This is a genomic window from Bacillus sp. FSL L8-0099 (genome assembly GCF_038006385.1).
Lineage (GTDB): Bacteria > Bacillota > Bacilli > Bacillales > Bacillaceae_G > Bacillus_A > Bacillus_A toyonensis.
The window spans coordinates 4,805,320-4,823,542 of record NZ_JBBOVC010000001.1 but is presented as its reverse complement, the minus strand read 5'-3'; the positions used below and the strand labels follow the sequence as shown (position 1 = coordinate 4,823,542).

General features: G+C 38.6%; 17 protein-coding genes. 12 read left to right on the top strand and 5 right to left on the bottom strand.

What is annotated here, in order from left to right:
* Nucleotides 1–9: 9 nt before the first annotated feature.
* The gene (glgP, locus tag MHH42_RS24605) at nucleotides 10–2,418 is read left to right on the top strand and encodes a glycogen phosphorylase (protein ID WP_000494069.1); all 2,409 of its coding nucleotides are present in this window, start codon (nucleotides 10–12) and stop codon (nucleotides 2,416–2,418) included.
* A gap of 58 nt (nucleotides 2,419–2,476) precedes the next feature.
* Complete coding sequence (locus MHH42_RS24600; protein ID WP_097837519.1) at nucleotides 2,477–3,034, top strand: GNAT family N-acetyltransferase; 558 nt, start codon at nucleotides 2,477–2,479, stop codon at nucleotides 3,032–3,034.
* A 40-nt stretch (nucleotides 3,035–3,074) separates the two neighbouring features.
* Here MHH42_RS24600 and MHH42_RS24595 read toward each other — a convergent pair whose 3' ends face one another.
* From MHH42_RS24595 to MHH42_RS24585, 3 genes are all read right to left on the bottom strand, one after another.
* On the bottom strand, nucleotides 3,075–3,209 hold the full coding sequence (locus MHH42_RS24595) for a hypothetical protein (RefSeq protein ID WP_000911069.1): 135 nt from the start codon (nucleotides 3,207–3,209) through the stop codon (nucleotides 3,075–3,077).
* A gap of 76 nt (nucleotides 3,210–3,285) precedes the next feature.
* Nucleotides 3,286–4,008 (bottom strand): lipase family protein, encoded by a 723-nt coding sequence (locus MHH42_RS24590; RefSeq protein WP_001260116.1) that lies wholly within the window; start codon nucleotides 4,006–4,008, stop codon nucleotides 3,286–3,288.
* Between the two features lie 162 nt (nucleotides 4,009–4,170).
* Nucleotides 4,171–4,953, bottom strand: a complete 783-nt coding sequence (locus MHH42_RS24585) for a TIGR00266 family protein (RefSeq protein ID WP_070173879.1) — start codon at nucleotides 4,951–4,953, stop codon at nucleotides 4,171–4,173.
* 326 nt (nucleotides 4,954–5,279) lie between these two features.
* On the opposite strand from MHH42_RS24585, the gene cspD reads away from it, so the two are divergent.
* On the top strand, nucleotides 5,280–5,480 hold the full coding sequence (gene cspD, locus MHH42_RS24580) for a cold-shock protein CspD (protein WP_001193053.1): 201 nt from the start codon (nucleotides 5,280–5,282) through the stop codon (nucleotides 5,478–5,480).
* A 119-nt stretch (nucleotides 5,481–5,599) separates the two neighbouring features.
* Here the strand turns inward: cspD and MHH42_RS24575 are convergent, their stop codons facing one another.
* Nucleotides 5,600–6,331 carry a yteA family sporulation protein gene (locus MHH42_RS24575; RefSeq protein ID WP_000957400.1) on the bottom strand — a complete coding sequence of 244 codons (732 nt, stop codon included), beginning with the start codon at nucleotides 6,329–6,331 and terminating at the stop codon, nucleotides 5,600–5,602.
* A gap of 109 nt (nucleotides 6,332–6,440) precedes the next feature.
* Complete coding sequence (locus MHH42_RS24570) at nucleotides 6,441–7,394, bottom strand: 1,4-dihydroxy-2-naphthoate polyprenyltransferase (protein ID WP_000425759.1); 954 nt, start codon at nucleotides 7,392–7,394, stop codon at nucleotides 6,441–6,443.
* Between the two features lie 194 nt (nucleotides 7,395–7,588).
* Between MHH42_RS24570 and MHH42_RS24565 the strand changes: the two genes are divergently transcribed.
* From MHH42_RS24565 to MHH42_RS24525, 9 genes are all read left to right on the top strand, one after another.
* The gene (locus tag MHH42_RS24565; protein ID WP_070173878.1) at nucleotides 7,589–8,983 is read left to right on the top strand and encodes an isochorismate synthase; all 1,395 of its coding nucleotides are present in this window, start codon (nucleotides 7,589–7,591) and stop codon (nucleotides 8,981–8,983) included.
* Nucleotides 8,980–10,734, top strand: a complete 1,755-nt coding sequence (menD, locus tag MHH42_RS24560) for a 2-succinyl-5-enolpyruvyl-6-hydroxy-3-cyclohexene-1-carboxylic-acid synthase (RefSeq protein WP_001059231.1) — start codon at nucleotides 8,980–8,982, stop codon at nucleotides 10,732–10,734. The genes MHH42_RS24565 and menD overlap by 4 nt, the downstream gene beginning before the upstream one ends.
* On the top strand, nucleotides 10,731–11,543 hold the full coding sequence (menH, locus tag MHH42_RS24555; protein WP_070173877.1) for a 2-succinyl-6-hydroxy-2,4-cyclohexadiene-1-carboxylate synthase: 813 nt from the start codon (nucleotides 10,731–10,733) through the stop codon (nucleotides 11,541–11,543). The genes menD and menH overlap by 4 nt, the downstream gene beginning before the upstream one ends.
* Nucleotides 11,544–11,612: 69 nt before the next feature.
* Entirely contained in the window at nucleotides 11,613–12,431 is an 819-nt protein-coding gene (menB, locus tag MHH42_RS24550; protein WP_340894402.1) for a 1,4-dihydroxy-2-naphthoyl-CoA synthase, read from the top strand.
* Nucleotides 12,432–12,632: 201 nt separating this feature from the next.
* Nucleotides 12,633–14,078: an o-succinylbenzoate--CoA ligase gene (locus MHH42_RS24545; RefSeq protein ID WP_070173876.1), complete on the top strand. Its 1,446-nt coding sequence runs from the start codon at nucleotides 12,633–12,635 to the stop codon at nucleotides 14,076–14,078.
* A complete protein-coding gene (menC, locus tag MHH42_RS24540) occupies nucleotides 14,079–15,185 on the top strand; it encodes an o-succinylbenzoate synthase (protein ID WP_070173875.1) in 1,107 nt (368 codons plus the stop codon). It begins immediately after the preceding gene.
* A 248-nt stretch (nucleotides 15,186–15,433) separates the two neighbouring features.
* Nucleotides 15,434–16,132, top strand: coding sequence for a response regulator transcription factor (locus tag MHH42_RS24535; protein WP_000822496.1), 699 nt, complete (start codon nucleotides 15,434–15,436; stop codon nucleotides 16,130–16,132).
* The gene (locus MHH42_RS24530) at nucleotides 16,125–17,231 is read left to right on the top strand and encodes a sensor histidine kinase (RefSeq protein WP_000002593.1); all 1,107 of its coding nucleotides are present in this window, start codon (nucleotides 16,125–16,127) and stop codon (nucleotides 17,229–17,231) included. Before MHH42_RS24535 ends, MHH42_RS24530 begins: the two co-directional genes overlap by 8 nt.
* A gap of 82 nt (nucleotides 17,232–17,313) precedes the next feature.
* Nucleotides 17,314–18,174 carry a M15 family metallopeptidase gene (locus MHH42_RS24525; RefSeq protein WP_097873208.1) on the top strand — a complete coding sequence of 287 codons (861 nt, stop codon included), beginning with the start codon at nucleotides 17,314–17,316 and terminating at the stop codon, nucleotides 18,172–18,174.
* Nucleotides 18,175–18,223: the final 49 nt, after the last annotated feature.

The following is an 18,223-nucleotide window of genomic DNA, read 5'->3' as shown; positions in this document are numbered from 1 at the left end:
GGTGAAAAAATGTTTACTCATGTTGAAAGTTTCAAATCAGCCTTTCTAGAAAAGTTAGAGACGATGTATGGGAAAAGTTTCAAAGACTCTACAACTCGTGATCAATATAATACGCTTGGGTACATGGTACGTGAGTATATGAATAGTCAATGGATTGCAACGAACGAAAGCTATCGGTCTGGAGAGCAAAAGCAAATGTATTACTTATCCATTGAGTTTTTACTTGGACGTTTGCTTGGAAGTAACATTTTAAATTTAGGCATCAGGGATGTATGTGAGCAGGGCCTTTCGGAGCTTGGGATTTCTTTGCAAGAGTTAGAAGAGGTGGAAGCAGATGCAGGTCTTGGAAATGGTGGGCTTGGACGTCTAGCAGCCTGTTTTCTTGATTCACTCGCATCTTTAAACTTACCAGGACACGGCTGTGGGATTCGTTACAAACATGGCTTGTTTGATCAAAAAATTGTTGATGGTTATCAAGTTGAGTTTCCAGAACAATGGCTTCTTCATGAAAATGTATGGGAAGTAAGAAGGCATGATCAAGCTGTAGAAGTAAGCTATTTTGGCAGTGTGGAGCCGTTAGAAATGGATGGACGTTTAGAGTTCAGGCATACGAATGCAGAAGTCATTATGGCGGTACCATATGATGTTCCAGTAGTAGGCTATGAGACGAGTACTGTAAATACGCTTAGGCTTTGGAATGCTGAACCAGTTCCTTTCCCGCAAAACTGCAAAGATATTTTGAAATATAAGCGTGAAACAGAGGCGGTATCGGAGTTTTTATATCCAGATGATACGCATGATGAGGGGAAAATACTTCGCTTAAAACAACAGTATTTCCTCGTATCAGCAAGTTTACAAAATATCGTTCGTACGCATAGAGAAAGATATGGTGACCTTCGTCAATTACATGAAAAAATTGCGATTCATATTAATGATACACATCCGGTTTTAGCGATTCCAGAACTGATGCGTATTTTATTAGATGAAGAAAAACTAGCATGGGAAGAGGCTTGGCACATAACAACGCAAACGATTTCTTATACGAATCATACGACGTTATCAGAAGCGCTTGAGAAGTGGCCAATTCACATTTTTAAACCGTTATTACCGAGAATTTATATGATTATTGAAGAGATTAATGAACGTTTCTGTCATGAACTTTGGGAACGTTATCCGTACGAATGGCATCGCATTGAAGATATGGCGATTATTGCACATGATCTTGTGAAAATGGCTCATTTAGCAATTGTCGGTAGCCATAGCGTAAACGGTGTAGCAAAAATTCATACGGAAATTTTGAAGCAACGTGAAATGCGATTGTTTTATGAGTTTTATCCAGATAAGTTTAATAATAAGACGAATGGAATCGCTCATAGACGTTGGTTAATGAAGGCAAATCCGCAGCTGACGAACCTTATTTCAGAGGCGATTGGAACAGAGTGGAAGAAAGAACCGATTAAGCTGCAGGCGTTGCAAACAGTTCAATATGATGCGAGTTTCCAAGAGAAATTTGCAGAGGTAAAACAAGAGCGTAAAGAGATTTTAGCGGAGCGTATTCATAATAAAATGGGGATTACAATTGATCCAAATTCTATTTTTGACGTGCAAGTAAAAAGACTGCATGCTTACAAGCGACAATTATTAAACGTTCTTCATATTTTATATTTGTATAACCGTTTGAAAGAGGATACTAGTTTTACATTTTATCCGCGTACTTTTATTTTTGGAGCGAAAGCATCACCTGGCTATTATTATGCGAAAAAAATTATTAAATTAATTAATGAACTCGCAAGGAAAGTAAATAACGATCCGTACGTAAGCCAATATATGAAAGTTATCTTTCTAGAAAACTATCGAGTTTCTGTAGCGGAAGATATATTCCCAGCGGCGGATGTAAGTGAACAAATTTCAACTGCGAGTAAAGAAGCATCAGGAACAGGAAATATGAAATTTATGATGAATGGTGCGATTACACTCGGCACATTAGACGGAGCTAATATTGAAATAAAAGACAGGGTCGGTGATGATAACTGTTTCATTTTCGGTTTAACGGCGGAAGAGGTTCTTCATTACTATCAAAATGGTGGATATCGTGCAAGTGATTATTATCACCACAATATGCATATTAAAAAAGTGGTAGATCAGTTAACGAATGGTTTCTTTGCACAGTCGGGAGCTGAATTTGAAGCAATTTACGATTCTCTCGTTATTCAAAATGATGAATATTTCGTTTTGCGAGATTTTGGTCCATATGCGGAAAGGCAAGAAGCTGTAGGGCGTACTTATGAAAATCGAACGAAATGGCTAGAAATGTCGATTTTAAATATTGCACAATCAGGTCATTTTGCGAGCGATCGAACGATTTTGCAGTACAGTAATGAAATTTGGGGTATTGGTAATACGGTTAAACAACATTAAGTAAAAGTCCCTTTTGAAGGGACTTTTACTCATTATACAGAAGTGTGGTGAATGGCATATGAAGGGTATGTATGAACAAGGAGATTTAAAAACAAATAGATTAATTTTAACGAAGATACATGGTGCACATGCAGCTGATTTATTTGAAGTATATTCTAATGCGGAAACAGCTACATATGTACCGAGGGAAGTACATAAAACGAAAGAGGAAACTCATCGTTTATTAGAAAATATGTTTACAACGATACGAGATGGTAAGGCTCTTATATGGTCTATTATGCTGAATGATAACCAAAAGGTAATTGGAACATGTGGAATATGGCTTATGCCACATAATAGTGCATCGATTGGAGCTGTAATTAGCCCAACATATTGGGGGAAAGGAGTTATTGTTGAAGCGTTAGAACAAGTTATAAAAGTTGGTTTTCAAGAATTAAATTTGAATCGTATTGAAGGGAGATGTAGTGTGAAAAATGTAGCTTCTGAACGTGTGATGCAAAAATTAAAAATGGTATATGAAGGTACATTGAGGCAAAATGTAAAAATGAATAATACGTACAGTGATTCTAAAGTGTATTCGCTTTTAAAACAGGAATACGATTGCTTCGCAAAGTAAACCGAGCTAAATGAGACTAAGCTCGGTTTACTTATTTTGCTTAAGAAAGAAATGGGATAGCGGTATAGATTATGCCTGTTCCACCATATTCTCCTGTCGCAAAGTATGAAAATGTAAAGAAACCTGTAACCGAAAAAATTACAATGAGAAAAAGTGCAAAGATAAACTTTAACATGTAAGGTCCCCTCATCCAAAAGTAAATTCATATATTATTATAGTATACGAATGTATAATTTCCAATTGTTTACTGGTTAAAAATGAGAAGTCAGACATGTTTTGTATGTTGTCATGGAATGATTATTCGTAATAGATTTTGTATTTTTTGTAAATGTCATATTGTGATGAACGTGGGCATATTCCCAATCACGATCATTAAAATTTATGTTTCGCGGAGGGAGAAGTGGAACGACATCGAATAAATTTACAAAACGAAAGCTACTAGCTACTTGTAGTTTATAATAATTTCGAAAAGCGATATCTCCTACTTTTGGAGAAGCGAATGTATAAAGGCCATATTGTGCGAAGGCAGTATTGATACGTGCATCTAATATGTGTAATGTAGCAAGCGCACCACCTAAACTATGTCCGGTAGCTAGTAGTTTTTTATGGGCTGGCAACGATACGAGCATATCCATAATAGAATCTCGGCAAGATTCATAAATAGAAAGAAAGCCGTTATGGACATTTCCGCTGTTTAAAGCATATGGGTATGGCTTTTGGTTGACGAGTGAATCGATAATCCAGTCTGTATCTGTTTGTGTGCCCCGAAAAGCTACAATAATTGTATCCTCAGATTCTAATATGAATCCAAACCATTCTGTCATTTGAATGGTTTTTCCTTGAAAACCTTGTACATATTGAAAACCATCTGGTATTTCAAAAATCCCATTTTGTTTATATTGTTCATACGTTAACTCACAACAAGAAGCTAACAATATGGCAGTGTCTTTATCAAAGGATAAAGGAGTACGCATTAAGGAAGCCCTCCTTAAGAAAAGGTATGGTTAAATATATGCAGTGAGGGACTTGATTCATTCTTTTTGAGGGTTTTGAAAATGAGGATGGAACATTTAGTTATATGAGGGGGGAGGGGAAGCGTAGTCCACCTAAATAAAAAGCGCCCCATAAGGGCACTTTTACTCTTTTCCATCTAATAAACGACCAAGTCCACCTAAAACACTGCCTTCACCGGTGCTTTGAGCTGCTGGACTCGTAAGGCGTGCTGCTAAGCGGCTAAGTGTTAAGGACTGAATCCAAACCGTTCCAGGACCTTCTAGCGTTGCGAAGAATAAACCTTCACCGCCAAATAGAGCTGTTTTTACTTTTCCTACAAATTCAATATCATAGTTAACGTCTTTTGTCATGGCAACGAGACAACCTGTATCAATGCGAAGTTTCTCGCCGGGTTTTAATTCGCGCTTATATACAGTTCCGCCTGCATGCATGAAAGCTAGACCATCACCTTCAAGTTTCTGCATGATGAAACCTTCACCACCAAAGAAACCAGTTCCTATTTTTTTAGTAAACTCAATTCCGATAGAAACACCTTTTGCAGCACAAAGAAACGCATCTTTTTGGCAAACTATTTTCTCTTGATATTCTGTTAAATCAACAGGAACAATTTTACCAGGATAAGGAGCAGCAAATGAGACGTGGCGTTTGCCGTGACCTGTATTTGTAAATACAGTCATAAACATGCTTTCACCTGTAACAAGACGCTTACCAGCCCCCATTAATTTTCCGAATAGACCGTTAGATGGTCCAGAACCATCACCGAAAATTGTCTCCATTTCGATGTAGTCTTCCATCATCATCATTGCCCCAGCTTCTGCGATAACACTCTCTTCTGGATCTAATTCAATTTCAACGAACTGCATATCGTCACCGTATAACTTATATTCGATTTCATGTGCCTTCATTTTTTTCACCTCATATGTAATATATATTTATATTGTACAGAATTTAATAGTATTAGAATACTCTAGTTTTGTTAATTTTCAAATAAAATAAGGAGATGGAAATTCAACATTATATTAAAATTATAAAAAAATGATGGAATGAAAGTGTTCTCATTTGACGTTTTTCATATAGCGTGATATAGTGAAAGCACTATTGAGCTACATAATGTGGTACGGAAATAAAGCACGTTGTATTAAAGGCTGTAAGCTTGTTATACATTCATGTCCTTTATATCCACCTTTTCATGTGGATTCATAGTTTCATTTTTATTTAGGAGGTACATGACATGCAAACAGGTAAAGTTAAATGGTTTAACGGCGAAAAAGGTTTTGGCTTCATCGAAGTTGAAGGCGGAGAAGACGTATTCGTACATTTCTCAGCTATCCAAGGCGAAGGCTTCAAAACTTTAGAAGAAGGTCAAGAAGTTTCTTTCGAAATCGTTGAAGGAAACCGCGGACCACAAGCAGCTAACGTTACAAAAAACTAATTAGCTAGCGATAAAAAGCATTCCGAATTTCGGAATGCTTTTTTTTATCCCGTAAACGTCCGAAGGGTGTGGGCTAATAATTAGTGGGGGATGGTCCCCACACTAATTAAAGTTTCACTTTACTCTTTGGAACTAGATTCATTTGAAGATAATTCGCCTTTGAAGGTACGCTCTTCAAAGTCATCAAGCATTTGTTCATACTCTTCATGTTCTTCTGTGGCGAAAACTTGTGGGTTTTTTCCATACATATCTGTACCGATAAAGTTTTCGAAATCCTCTACATATCCAACATTCTCTTCACTATTTACATACATACCGTTATAATTTTTTGAATCTTGTCTTTCTAAATCAGACGGTGTTTCAGACGTTCCATAATTTGCGACATCTTGCCACGCATCTTCTGCATCGTACTCAACAGAATGATCTTCATCGTGCTTATGGAAAGAAGGAGCCAATACTTCTTCTTCAACTGGACGGGTCTCCATATTTAATTTATTTGTCGCGTGCTGTATGCATGTTGTAGCAGTCGGCATTGCTTCTAATCTTTCAAATGGAATTTCCACGCCAGACACTTCACAAATACCGTACGTACCTGCTTCTATTTTTTGCAAGGCATGTTTCGTATCCTCTAGCTGTTTATGCCAAAGCTCAATAAGCCCGAAATCTTTTTCACGTTCATATAGCTCTGTAGCCATATCACCTGGATGGTTATCATAGCTAGACAATTCTCCGACGGAATCGCGTTCAGAGGCACGATTTTCATTTTCATGAGTTTGTATTGTTTGCTCTAGTTCTTGTTTTTGTTTTTCTAAAACGGATTTAAATTGATTTACTTGTTGTGGAGTTAACATTGTCATCCACCTTCCTACAATTCAGTTTCTTTACATAGTATGAGCGTTGCGAGTAGGAATTATGAGCTGAAATTGGTATATGAAAAAGGAGCCGCATTAGCAGCTCCTTTTAAAGGAAATATCCAAGTAATAATCCGATTCCCATGAGGAGACCGAAGATTGTATTTGTTTTTGCTGTTGAAATCATCGCAGGTACCATTTCCATTGGAATGCTTTTGCCGATAAAACCTTTCGTCGCTTTAAATGCTTTCGGTGCACTTAAAAATACGATCAGCATCCATGGTGATACGATGCCCACGATAATTAAAGCAATTGTCCAAATGTAGGAAACGATGAACATAGAAGCAAGTACACCAACGGCTCTTTCACGTCCAACGAGAATTGCTAACGTTTTACGACCGTTTTCTTTATCGCCATCTAAGTCACGGATGTTATTAGCTAGTAAAATGGCACCAATTAAAATGGAGCTTGGAATAGATAGTAAAATGACTTCTGATGTTACAGTTCCAGTTTGAATAAAGAATGAAATCCCGATAATAATGACACCCATAAATAATCCTGCTGTTAACTCTCCAAATGGTGTATAGGCAATTGGAAGTGGGCCGCCTGTATAAAGGTAAGCAACGGCCATACAAACGAGACCGATTGCAGCAAGCCACCAGCTAGAATTCATACAAATATAAACGCCTAATAGCATTGCGATGCCAAAAAATCCAAATGCTAAGTTAAGCACTGTTTTTGGCTGAATGCCATCGCGAACGATAGCGCCGCCGATACCGACTGAACCTTCGTGATCGAGTCCTCTTTTATAATCAAAGTATTCATTAAACATGTTTGTTGCTGCTTGAATGAGAAGACAAGCAAGAAGCATCATAAGGAAAAGAGGGAGATGTATTTGATTTATACCTCCGACCTGCATCGCATATGCTGTTCCGATGAAAACAGGAACGAAAGCTGCTGTTAATGTATGGGGGCGTAGTAAACTCCACCAAATGCGCCAGCCTGTTTGTTTACTTGGCTTTGGCGCCGTAGGAGAGGAATTCGTTTCGACGTTCATTTCCATGTTGAATCCTCCTTAGGTCACATATTGTACACAATTAAGTGTAGAAAAAGCATCATTTAGTGTCAACGTTTATTTTCTAGGAAGAGAAGGTGAATTTCTCAGAAATGCTAAACGTTGACAGGCCTTTCGTTTGAGGTGTATCTTAAAATCAAGCGTAATTATGACTATTTTTCGCCCATAGGGGGGAGACAATTGTGATTCAAACGAAACAAAAAGGCTTGCAAGAAGTTCTTAGTGCGGCCATTAAGCGTGTAAAGAATGAAAAAACATTAGTTAGTTTTGTCAAACAAATAGACTGGGTGGATCCACTTCTGTTTTATGCAGCAGGAAAAAGGACTTCATTCGAAAATAGATGTTATTTTGCAGACCCAGCTCAGCATGTAATATTTGCAGGAATTGGCTCTGTTTTCACTATAGCAAATTCTTCTCATAAGCGCTTTCAAACTGCTCGTGATGAGTGGGAGAAAGTAAAAGAGAATGCATTTGTGCAAAGAGATGAATATGAATTTGGAACAGGTCCTCTTTTATTTGGTGGGTTTTCATTTGATCCAGAAAAAGAGAAAACAGACCTATGGAAAGAATTTAAAGATACAACATTTTCACTACCCGCATTTTTATTAACTGTAAAAAATGAAAAAGCGTGGTTAACGATGAATACATTTGTTTCAGAAACAGATTGTGCAGAAACTCTTTATAACGAAATGATTTCTTTAGAAGAGAAAATTTTTGGGGAGAGTAAATGTGCGCTAGAAGGATCGAAATTAATTGTTACTTCTAAAGTAGAAGTTGATCCGAAAGGCTGGATGAAAGCAATTGAGAAAGTGCAAGATGAGATGAAGCAGGGTAACGTGCAGAAGGTTGTATTAGCGAGGGAGTTAAAAGTAGAGGTGAATCATTCTATTGATTCTGCTCTTGTTTTAGAAGCGCTTCGCATTGGGCAACCGGATTGTTACGTATTTTCTTTTGATTATAAAGGAGCATGTTTCCTAGGAGCGACGCCAGAGAGATTAATTCGCAAAGAAGATGAGAAGTTTACGTCGATGTGTCTTGCTGGTTCAATCGGTCATGGTCATTCTATAGAAGAAAGTAAACAAAATGGTAATGCGCTTCTTCATGATGAAAAGAATTTAGCTGAACATGGTTATGTAGTGAACATGATTCGCGGTGTATTAAATGAGCATTGCAACGTCGTTAATATTCCGGAAAGTCCGGGTTTATTAACAACGAAAAACTTAATTCATTTATATACGCCTGTAGAAGCAAAAGGTGATGTGAGTCTTTTAACAATGGTAGAAGAATTACATCCAACACCAGCTCTTGGCGGGACACCTCGTTTGGGAGCGATGAAGCTCATTCGTGATGTGGAATTGTTAGACAGAGGATTGTACGGTGCACCGATTGGGTGGATAGATGATGAAGGAAATGGTGAATTTGCGGTTGCGCTTCGCTGCGGATTATTAAATGGCGAGAAAGCATCCTTATTTGCCGGTTGTGGGATTGTAATTGATTCTGTACCGCAACTTGAATATGAAGAAACAAGTTTGAAGTTTAGACCGATGCTTGGTGCTTTGGAGGAATTAATGAAATGAACAATCATATAGAAGCATTATCATATTATTTAGGCGCGTTCGTGGATGAACTGACGCGTCTAAATGTATGTGATGTTGTCATTAGTCCAGGCTCACGGTCAACGCCGATTGCTTTACTAATGGAACAACATGAAGGAATGAACACATATTTACACGTAGATGAAAGATCAGCAGGATTTTTTGCGCTTGGTATCGCAAAAGCAAAAAAACGTCCTGTTGCATTATTATGTACGTCAGGAACGGCAGCGGCGAACTATTACCCAGCTGTATGTGAAGCTTTTCATTCACGAGTGCCGCTTATCGTCTTAACGGCAGATAGACCGCATGAATTAAGAGATGTCGGTGCACCACAAGCGATGAATCAAATTAATTTATACGGTACGTTTGTGAAGCAATTTACAGAGATGGCGATTCCAGAAGCGAGTGAAGCGATGTATCATTATGCTCGCATGACGACGCAGCGCATGATAGCAAGCGCACTTTTAACGCCGCAAGGACCTGTTCATCTTAATTTTCCAGTTCGTGAACCGCTTATCCCGGACTTTTCATTAGAAAGTTTATGGGATAAAGGACGCGGGGAATATACAGGAGTAGTTCAGCAAGGGAACGCGGTGATGCCGAGTGAATATGTAGATTCTCTTGTAGGGCGCCTTTCACATATGGAAAAGGGGCTTATTATTTGTGGAGATGATAGTCATTCAGAAATCGCAGAGTTTGCGGCACAATTAGCTAAAAAAACAGGATATCCAATATTAGCGGATCCACTTTCTAACATTCGTAGCGGACATCACGATAAAACGATGGTAATCGACTGTTACGATACATTTTTACGAAATGAGTTGTTAAAAGAAACGTGGAAGCCAGAAGTTATGATTCGCTTTGGTGGTATGCCTGTTTCGAAAGCATTAACGCAGTTTATTAAAAAACAGACGAAAGCCGTTCATATCGTTGTCGACGAATCCGGACAATGGAGAGATCCAGCTCTTGTTGCGACAGAAGTTGTGCAGGCAAATGATATTGCATTTTGTAGTGCATTAATAGAAAAAATGCCAGCTATGAAAAAGAATGATTGGTTCGGAATGTGGCAACATATAAACGAAAAAACGAAGGAAACGCTTCGTGAAATGGAAACATATGAAACGGCATTTGAAGGAAAGGTTATTACGGATATTGTACGCGTCTTACCAGATGGGGCAACGTTATTTGCGAGTAATAGTATGCCAATTCGTGATACAGATTCATTCTTCTTCACATCAAATAAAAACATTCAGGTGATGGCAAATCGCGGTGTAAATGGTATCGATGGAATCATTTCAACAGCTTTAGGCGCGAGCGTTATTTGTGATCCGCTCGTATTAGTCATCGGTGATTTATCATTTTATCACGATTTAAATGGACTGTTAGCAGCGAAATTACATGAATTAAACATAACAATTGTCGTTGTAAATAATGACGGTGGCGGTATTTTCTCATTCTTACCACAGTATGAGAAAAAGGAACATTTTGAATCATTATTTGGAACACCGATTGGGCTTGATTATGAACACGTTGTTAAAATGTACGGTGGTTCATTTAGCCGTGTAAATGGTTGGGAGCAATTCCGAGAAGAGGTACAAAAGGGAACAAGGGCGGAAGGTTTACACGTTGTGGAAATTTGTACGAATCGTGATGAGAACTTAACATTGCACCGTACATTATGGGCAAAAACGATGGACGTAATTACTACATCTTTACAAGGTGAATCACGATGAAAGTAACGTTGCAAGGTGTATCGTATGAATATGAAGTAGTCGGAAGCGGTGAACCACTTCTACTTCTTCATGGTTTTACGGGAAGCATGGAAACGTGGCGTTCTTTCGTTCCTTCTTGGAGCGAGAAATTTCAAGTCATTTTAGTAGACATTGTTGGGCACGGAAAAACGGAAAGTCCTGAAGCTGTGATGCATTATGATATTAGAAATGCGGCATTACAAATGAAAGAGCTGCTAGATTACCTTCATATTGAAAAAGCGCACATACTCGGCTATTCAATGGGCGGTAGGCTGGCGATTACGATGGCATGCCTATATCCAGAATATGTACGTTCTCTTTTATTAGAAAATTGTACAGCTGGGCTTGAAAGTGAAGAGGCTAGAAAAGAACGTCGTGAAAAAGATGAGCGACTTGCTCATAAAATTGAGCGAGAAGGAATCGAAAGTTTTGTAGCGATGTGGGAAAATATTCCGCTGTTCGAAACGCAAAAACGTTTAGCAGAAAAGGTACAAGAAGCAGTGCGAAAAGAACGACTTGCTAACAATCCAAAAGGACTTGCAAATAGCTTGCGAGGCATGGGAACAGGGGCTCAGCCTTCATGGTGGAATGAGCTACAAAACTTAAAAATGCCTGTTCTTTTAGTGAACGGTGAGCATGATGAAAAGTTCTTTCGCATATTAAAAAATATCGAAAAATGCGTCTCTGACGCGAAATTTGTCAAAATTGATGGTGCTGGCCATGCAATTCATGTGGAACAACCGGAAAAGTTTGATACAATAGTAAAGGGATTTCTAAAAACTATGCAGTGATGCTTTTTTCACCTAAGAGGGAAGCTACACTTATAGAGGAGATCAGAAATATACAAGGAGGTAGTTGTAATGGCTATTGAATGGGTAAAAGAAGGCAATTACGAAGATATTATTTATTCAACATACAATGGTATCGCAAAGATTTCGATTAACCGCCCTGAAGTACATAACGCATTCCGTCCTAAAACGGTAATGGAGTTAATCAACGCTTTTGCACACGCTCGTGATGATGCAAATGTTGGCGTTATCATTTTAACAGGTGAAGGTGGACGTGCATTCTGTTCTGGCGGCGACCAAAAAGTTCGCGGTCATGGTGGATATGTAGGTGACGACCAAATCCCACGTCTAAACGTATTAGACTTACAACGTCTAATTCGCGCAATTCCTAAACCAGTTATCGCAATGGTAGCAGGTTATGCAATCGGTGGAGGACACGTACTTCATATCGTATGTGACTTAACAATCGCTGCAGACAACGCTGTATTCGGACAAACAGGTCCTAAAGTAGGAAGCTTTGACGGTGGATACGGAGCTGGTTACTTAGCTCGTATGGTAGGCCACAAGAAAGCTCGCGAAATTTGGTACTTATGTCGTCAATACAGCGCACAGGAAGCGCTTGATATGGGCTTAGTAAACACAGTAGTACCATTAGAAGAGCTTGAAGCAGAAACAGTACAATGGGCACAAGAAATTTTAGCAAACAGCCCAATGGCACTTCGTTTCTTAAAAGCTGCATTCAACGCAGATACAGACGGTCTAGCTGGTATTCAACAATTAGCTGGAGATGCAACGTTATTGTACTACACAACTGAAGAAGCAAAAGAAGGTCGTGACGCGTTCAAAGAAAAACGCAGTCCGGACTTCGGTCAATTCCCTCGTTTCCCGTGATCAAACCAAAAGCGGAGCCGACTGTTTAGCCTCGTAGGCTAAGGTTCTTTCGCACAGAAAGTGTTTTTTACTTTCTCGTGCGGAAGGTTCTTAGACGGAAGGGGCTAGGAGGCGCAGCTAGATGGAATCAACCGGAAACAAAACAACTAAGAGACTTGATGTCACATCAAGTCTCTTTCTTTCATGAAAGGAGAATGAATGATGGAGACGATGCCTAACTGGTTAAAGCAACGTGCATTTTTAACACCAGATCGCACTGCAATTGAAATAGAGGATGAAAAGGTTACTTTTATGCAGCTGCATGAAAAAGTAGTATCTGTTTGTGAACGTCTCACGCATGTTGGAGTGAAGCGTGGACAAAAGGTGGCTGTTCTGATGAAAAATGGTATGGAGATGATTACAGTTATTCACGCCCTATCTTACGTAGGTGCAGTAGCTGTGCTTTTAAATACGCGTCTTTCAAGAGAAGAGCTACTTTGGCAAATGGATGATGCTGAAGTTGTTTGTTTAGTGACGGATCAAGATTTTGAGACTACAGATGTTCCTGTATATTCATTCGCTGAAGTGATGAATGGATCGAAGGCAGAAGCATCTATACAGGAAGAATTCTCTTTAGAAGAAGCGATGACAATTATTTATACGTCTGGGACGACAGGGAAGCCGAAAGGCGTTATTTTAACGTACGGTAATCATTGGGCAAGCGCAGTCGGTTCTTCGCTTAATTTAGGGCTTCGTGATGATGATTGCTGGTTAGCTTGTATGCCGATGTTCCACGTTGGCGGGCTATCTCTGTTAATGAAAAATATTATGTACGGTATGCGCATTTTACTCGTTCCGAAATATGATGCTAATTTTATTCATGAAGCACTTCAAACGAGAGGCGTTACGATTATTTCTGTCGTTTCTAAAATGTTAACAGATCTTTTAGAGCGACTTGGAGAAGAGACATATCCCTCTTCTTTACGATGCATGTTACTAGGCGGAGGGCCAGCGCCGAAACCATTATTAGAAACGTGTGTAGAAAAAGGAATTCCTGTGTATCAAACGTACGGTATGACAGAAACGTCTTCGCAAATTTGTACGTTATCAGCAGATTACATGTTAACGAAAGTAGGATCAGCTGGAAAACCACTATTCCAATGTCAGCTTCGTATTGAAAAAGACGGCATAGTAGTGCCTCCACATGCTGAAGGAGAAATTGTTGTAAAAGGACCGAACGTAACAGGTGGCTATTTTAACCGTGAAGATGCGACGCGTGAAACAATTCAAAATGGCTGGCTTCATACTGGTGACCTCGGTTATTTAGATGAAGAAGGATTTTTATACGTATTAGACCGCCGCAGTGATTTAATTATTTCTGGGGGAGAAAATATATATCCAGCTCAAATTGAAGAAGTGTTACTATCTCATCCTGCAGTAGCAGAAGCCGGTGTTGTCGGTATGGCTGACGAAAGTTGGGGACAAGTGCCAGCTGCTTTTGTTGTAAAAAGCGGAGAGGTAACAGAAGAAGAAATTCTTCATTTTTGCGAGGAGAAATTAGCGAAATATAAAGTGCCGAAGAAAGTGTGTTTCTTAGAGGAATTACCACGAAACGCTTCGAAAAAATTGTTAAGACGAGAGTTAAGACAATTAGTGGAGGAGATGTAGGTGGAGATAAAAAAAGCGACACTTTATATAACGGAAATGCCACTCGTAATCCCGTTTGCTGCAAGCTACGGAACTTACGAAAGGCGTGAGAGTATCGTCGTTGAATTAGAAGATAAAGATGGATACGTTGGTTTTGGTGAAGTCGTTGCTTTTTCTGAACCGTGGTATACGGAAGAAACGGTGAAGACAGCACTGCATGTACTTCAGGATTTTTTAATACTGGATTTATTGGAAACTGAAATTTCTCATCCGAATGAAGTGCCGAGTTTGTTCCAGCATATAAAGAGAAACCGAATGGCAAAGGCCGGAATAGAAGGGGCTGTTTGGGATTTATATGCGACGCGTCAAAAGAAACCGCTAGCGACATTGCTTGGCGGAACGAAGTCTGAAATTGAGGTCGGCGTTGTAATCGGGATCAATACGATTCCGGTTATGCTAAAACAAATTGAGAAGTACGCGGAAGAAGGATACGAGCGTTTTAAAGTGAAAATAAAGCCAGAGCATGATTACGAATTATTGAAAGAAATTCGTAAAGAGTTTCCGAATATCCCGTTAATGGCTGATGCAAATTCAGCCTATACATTAGCGGATACGGAGAGGCTGAAACGACTAGATGAATTTCAATTGCTGATGATTGAACAACCGCTAGCGGATTACGATTTTCTTGATCATGCACAGCTGCAAAAGAAAATTGAAACGCCGATTTGTTTAGATGAAAGCATCCATAGTTTAGAAGATGCGCGCGTTGCGATTACACTTGGCAGTTGCCGAATTGTTAACATTAAACCAGGACGAGTGGGCGGATTAACAGAATCTATTCAAATCCATAATTATTGTATGGAGCATAACATACCAGTTTGGTGCGGCGGTATGGTAGAAATGGGTATATCACGAGCACAAAACGTTGCGCTTGCTTCATTGCCGAACTTTACGATTCCTGGTGATATATCCGCTTCTAGTCGACATTGGGAGCAGGATATTATTTCGCCGGAAGTGATGCTTAAGGGCGGGAAAGTGATTGTACCGCAAAGTGTTGAAGCTGAGTATGAAGTAGACCGCAAGAGACTGGATGAAATCACGAAGCAGCGGATTGTGTTTGAGCGGTAAATGGAAGTTTCGTTAGGCTGTCCGCAAATAGCGAGAGGGTTTTGTCGTTAATTGTCGGTAAGTCGATATATTTCAATAATCGCTGATATAATTCGAGTTACGGTCGATATAATTGGAAAATCGCCGATATAATTCAAGTTATGGTCGATATAATTTCATTTACTAAGGCTACTCAAACGGGTAGCCTTTTTTGTATTGTACAAATTGGATAGACTAGTTTAAAATCGAGCGTATAAAGGGGGAGTAAGATGAAGCGCATTTCAATTTTGATAGCTGATGATGAGGCAGAAATTGCTGATTTAATTGAGATACATTTAGAAAAAGAAGGGTACCACGTTGTGAAAGCAGCTGATGGGGAAGAGGCAATTCATATTATTGAAACGCAGTCAATTGACTTAGTCGTTTTAGATATTATGATGCCGAAAATGGATGGGTATGAAGTGACGAGACAGATTCGCGCCAAATATCATATGCCGATTATTTTCTTAAGCGCGAAAACATCTGACTTCGATAAGGTGACAGGTCTTGTACTAGGTGCGGATGATTATATGACGAAGCCTTTCACACCAATAGAACTAGTTGCACGTGTAAATGCACAACTGCGTAGGTTTTTTACGTTAAATCAACCGAAAGTAGCGGAGAGTAAGTCTGCTTTAGAGATTGGCGGAGTCATTATTGATCCTGAGCGCCGAACGGTAAATGTATATGGAGAGCAAATTGAGTTAACACCGAAAGAATTTGACATTTTATATTTATTAGCGAGTCATCCGAAGAAAGTGTACAATGTGGAAAATATTTTTCAGCAAGTATGGGCAGATGATTATTATGAAGGTGGAAATACAGTTATGGTACATATTCGTACGTTACGGAAAAAGCTTGGGGAAGATAAAAGAAAGGATAAGTTAATAAAAACAGTGTGGGGGGTAGGTTATACTTTCAATGGCTAACATGATGAAAAGCTTTCGTTTTAAAATGATTGCCTTATTTGCGTTAAGTATGGTGCTTGCAGCAACTGTAACTTATATAATTTATAAAGGATTGCAGCTGTATTATAAAAAGATGGTTCGCTACGAAGAGCCTTTAGCGCAATTTCGATCAATGGTAAGGGAATTTGGGGACATTAACTTCTTTTTAATTTTCTTTATTCCGTTATCTATTATCTTTTTCTTCTTTTTGACAAAACCGTATTTAAAATACTTTGATGAAATTTCTAATGGGATTCATCATCTTGCGAACGGTAACTTTACAAATAAAGTTCAAGTTTCATCAAATGATGAGTTTGGAAATATCGCGCGCGAAATAAATGTTGCGAGTGAAAAGTTAAAAGAAGCTGTGGAAAGAGGCGACTTTGCTGAAAGTAGTAAAGATCAGCTCGTTGTGAATTTAGCTCATGATTTAAGAACGCCATTAACATCCGTGTTAGGATATTTAGATTTAATTCTTAAAGATGAGAATTTGACGAAGGAACAAATTAAACATTTTTCCACGATTGCATATACGAAATCACAAAGGCTGGAAAGTTTAATTGATGAGCTATTTGAAATTACACGTATGAATTATGGCATGCTAAAGCTGGATAAAAAGCCTATTGATATAAGTGAGTTGCTTATACAGTTAGAAGAGGAATTATATCCGTTATTAGAGAAACATCATTTAGAAGCTAGATTGCATGTTGATGCTCATTTACCGATGCACGGTGATGGAAAATTGTTAGCTAGAGTATTTGAAAACTTGTTAACAAATGCTGTTCGATACGGATATGATGGACAATTTGTTGATATGAATGGGTATGTCGATAATGGAGAAGTTGTCGTGCAAGTTATGAATTACGGAGATAGCATTCCAGAAGAAGATTTACCGTATCTATTTGATATGTTTTATACAGGTGATAAAGCGAGAACCGAGAACCGTGGCGGGACAGGCCTTGGACTATTTATTGCAAAAAATATTGTCGAGCAGCATAACGGTACGATTTCTGCTGAAAGTAATGTAGTTAGAACGCTATTTGAAGTGAGATTGCCAAAAGACGAGAACGTAACAATTTAATAAAAATTTAAACTTTACCCCACTTTTTATTTTAATAGTTTTTTCTATTCTATACGTAAGTTACGTTAAGGAGGAACTAGAAATGAAAAAGTGGGTATTTATTTCTTTTTTTATAGCATGCACAATCTGTGTAGGCGTTTACATATCACCGTTATTTCAAAAGGAAATTGATGTGAAAATCGGCGGGGGAAATAGTGCAGTAAAGACTGCAAGTATGGAAAAGGTAGAGGTTACAAAAGAACAAATTTATAAAGGGGATCTACTATTAGTTAATAAAGATTACCCAGTAAAAAAAGATAGTATTAGGTCTGATATTATAAATGTAAATCATAATAGTGAATTAGTAAGAGGTTATGTAATATTTGATAGAAACCTTCGCTTATCAAAGGGTGTTGTAAAAAAGTTTTTGAACGTTGTCGATGCGGCTGGAAAAGATGGAGTACAGCATTTTCTAATGAGTAGCGGGTACCGAGATTTTCAAGAACAAAGTAAATTATATAAAGAAATGGGATCAGATTATGCACTCCCAGCAGGATACAGTGAGCATAATTTAGGATTATCACTCGATGTTGGGTCTACTCAAAAGAAAATGGAGAGGGCTCCTGAAGGTAAGTGGGTGGAGGAGAACGTATGGAAGCATGGCTTTGTATTACGCTACCCGAAAAATAAAAGTAACATTACAGGCATTCAATATGAGCCATGGCATATACGTTACGTCGGTTTACCTCATAGCGCAATTATGCAAAAAAAGAATTTTACGCTAGAGGAATATTTAGAGTTCTTAAAAGAGGAAAAAGAAATTTCAACTGAGGTGGAAGGCAAGAAATATACGGTTTCTTATTATAAAGTTTCAGAGAATATGAACGTAAATGTCCCAGTAAATAAGCAGTATGAAATTTCGGGGAACAATATGGATGGGATTATTGTGACGGTTCAGGAATAGATAAAGAGGTTGTTCCGTTTTGGAGCAGCCTTTTCGTATATAAGAAAGG

What these genes read in the sequence shown, in the direction of transcription:
- glgP (WP_000494069.1), top strand. Translation starts at nt 10, where the DNA reads ATGTTTACTCATGTTGAAAGTTTCAAATCAGCCTTTCTAGAAAAGTTA.
- MHH42_RS24600 (WP_097837519.1), top strand. Translation starts at nt 2,477, where the DNA reads ATGAAGGGTATGTATGAACAAGGAGATTTAAAAACAAATAGATTAATT.
- MHH42_RS24595 (WP_000911069.1), bottom strand. Translation starts at nt 3,209, where the DNA reads ATGTTAAAGTTTATCTTTGCACTTTTTCTCATTGTAATTTTTTCGGTT.
- MHH42_RS24590 (WP_001260116.1), bottom strand. Translation starts at nt 4,008, where the DNA reads ATGCGTACTCCTTTATCCTTTGATAAAGACACTGCCATATTGTTAGCT.
- MHH42_RS24585 (WP_070173879.1), bottom strand. Translation starts at nt 4,953, where the DNA reads ATGAAGGCACATGAAATCGAATATAAGTTATACGGTGACGATATGCAG.
- cspD (WP_001193053.1), top strand. Translation starts at nt 5,280, where the DNA reads ATGCAAACAGGTAAAGTTAAATGGTTTAACGGCGAAAAAGGTTTTGGC.
- MHH42_RS24575 (WP_000957400.1), bottom strand. Translation starts at nt 6,331, where the DNA reads ATGTTAACTCCACAACAAGTAAATCAATTTAAATCCGTTTTAGAAAAA.
- MHH42_RS24570 (WP_000425759.1), bottom strand. Translation starts at nt 7,394, where the DNA reads ATGGAAATGAACGTCGAAACGAATTCCTCTCCTACGGCGCCAAAGCCA.
- menD (WP_001059231.1), top strand. Translation starts at nt 8,980, where the DNA reads ATGAACAATCATATAGAAGCATTATCATATTATTTAGGCGCGTTCGTG.
- menH (WP_070173877.1), top strand. Translation starts at nt 10,731, where the DNA reads ATGAAAGTAACGTTGCAAGGTGTATCGTATGAATATGAAGTAGTCGGA.
- menB (WP_340894402.1), top strand. Translation starts at nt 11,613, where the DNA reads ATGGCTATTGAATGGGTAAAAGAAGGCAATTACGAAGATATTATTTAT.
- MHH42_RS24545 (WP_070173876.1), top strand. Translation starts at nt 12,633, where the DNA reads ATGGAGACGATGCCTAACTGGTTAAAGCAACGTGCATTTTTAACACCA.
- MHH42_RS24535 (WP_000822496.1), top strand. Translation starts at nt 15,434, where the DNA reads ATGAAGCGCATTTCAATTTTGATAGCTGATGATGAGGCAGAAATTGCT.
- MHH42_RS24530 (WP_000002593.1), top strand. Translation starts at nt 16,125, where the DNA reads ATGGCTAACATGATGAAAAGCTTTCGTTTTAAAATGATTGCCTTATTT.
- MHH42_RS24525 (WP_097873208.1), top strand. Translation starts at nt 17,314, where the DNA reads ATGAAAAAGTGGGTATTTATTTCTTTTTTTATAGCATGCACAATCTGT.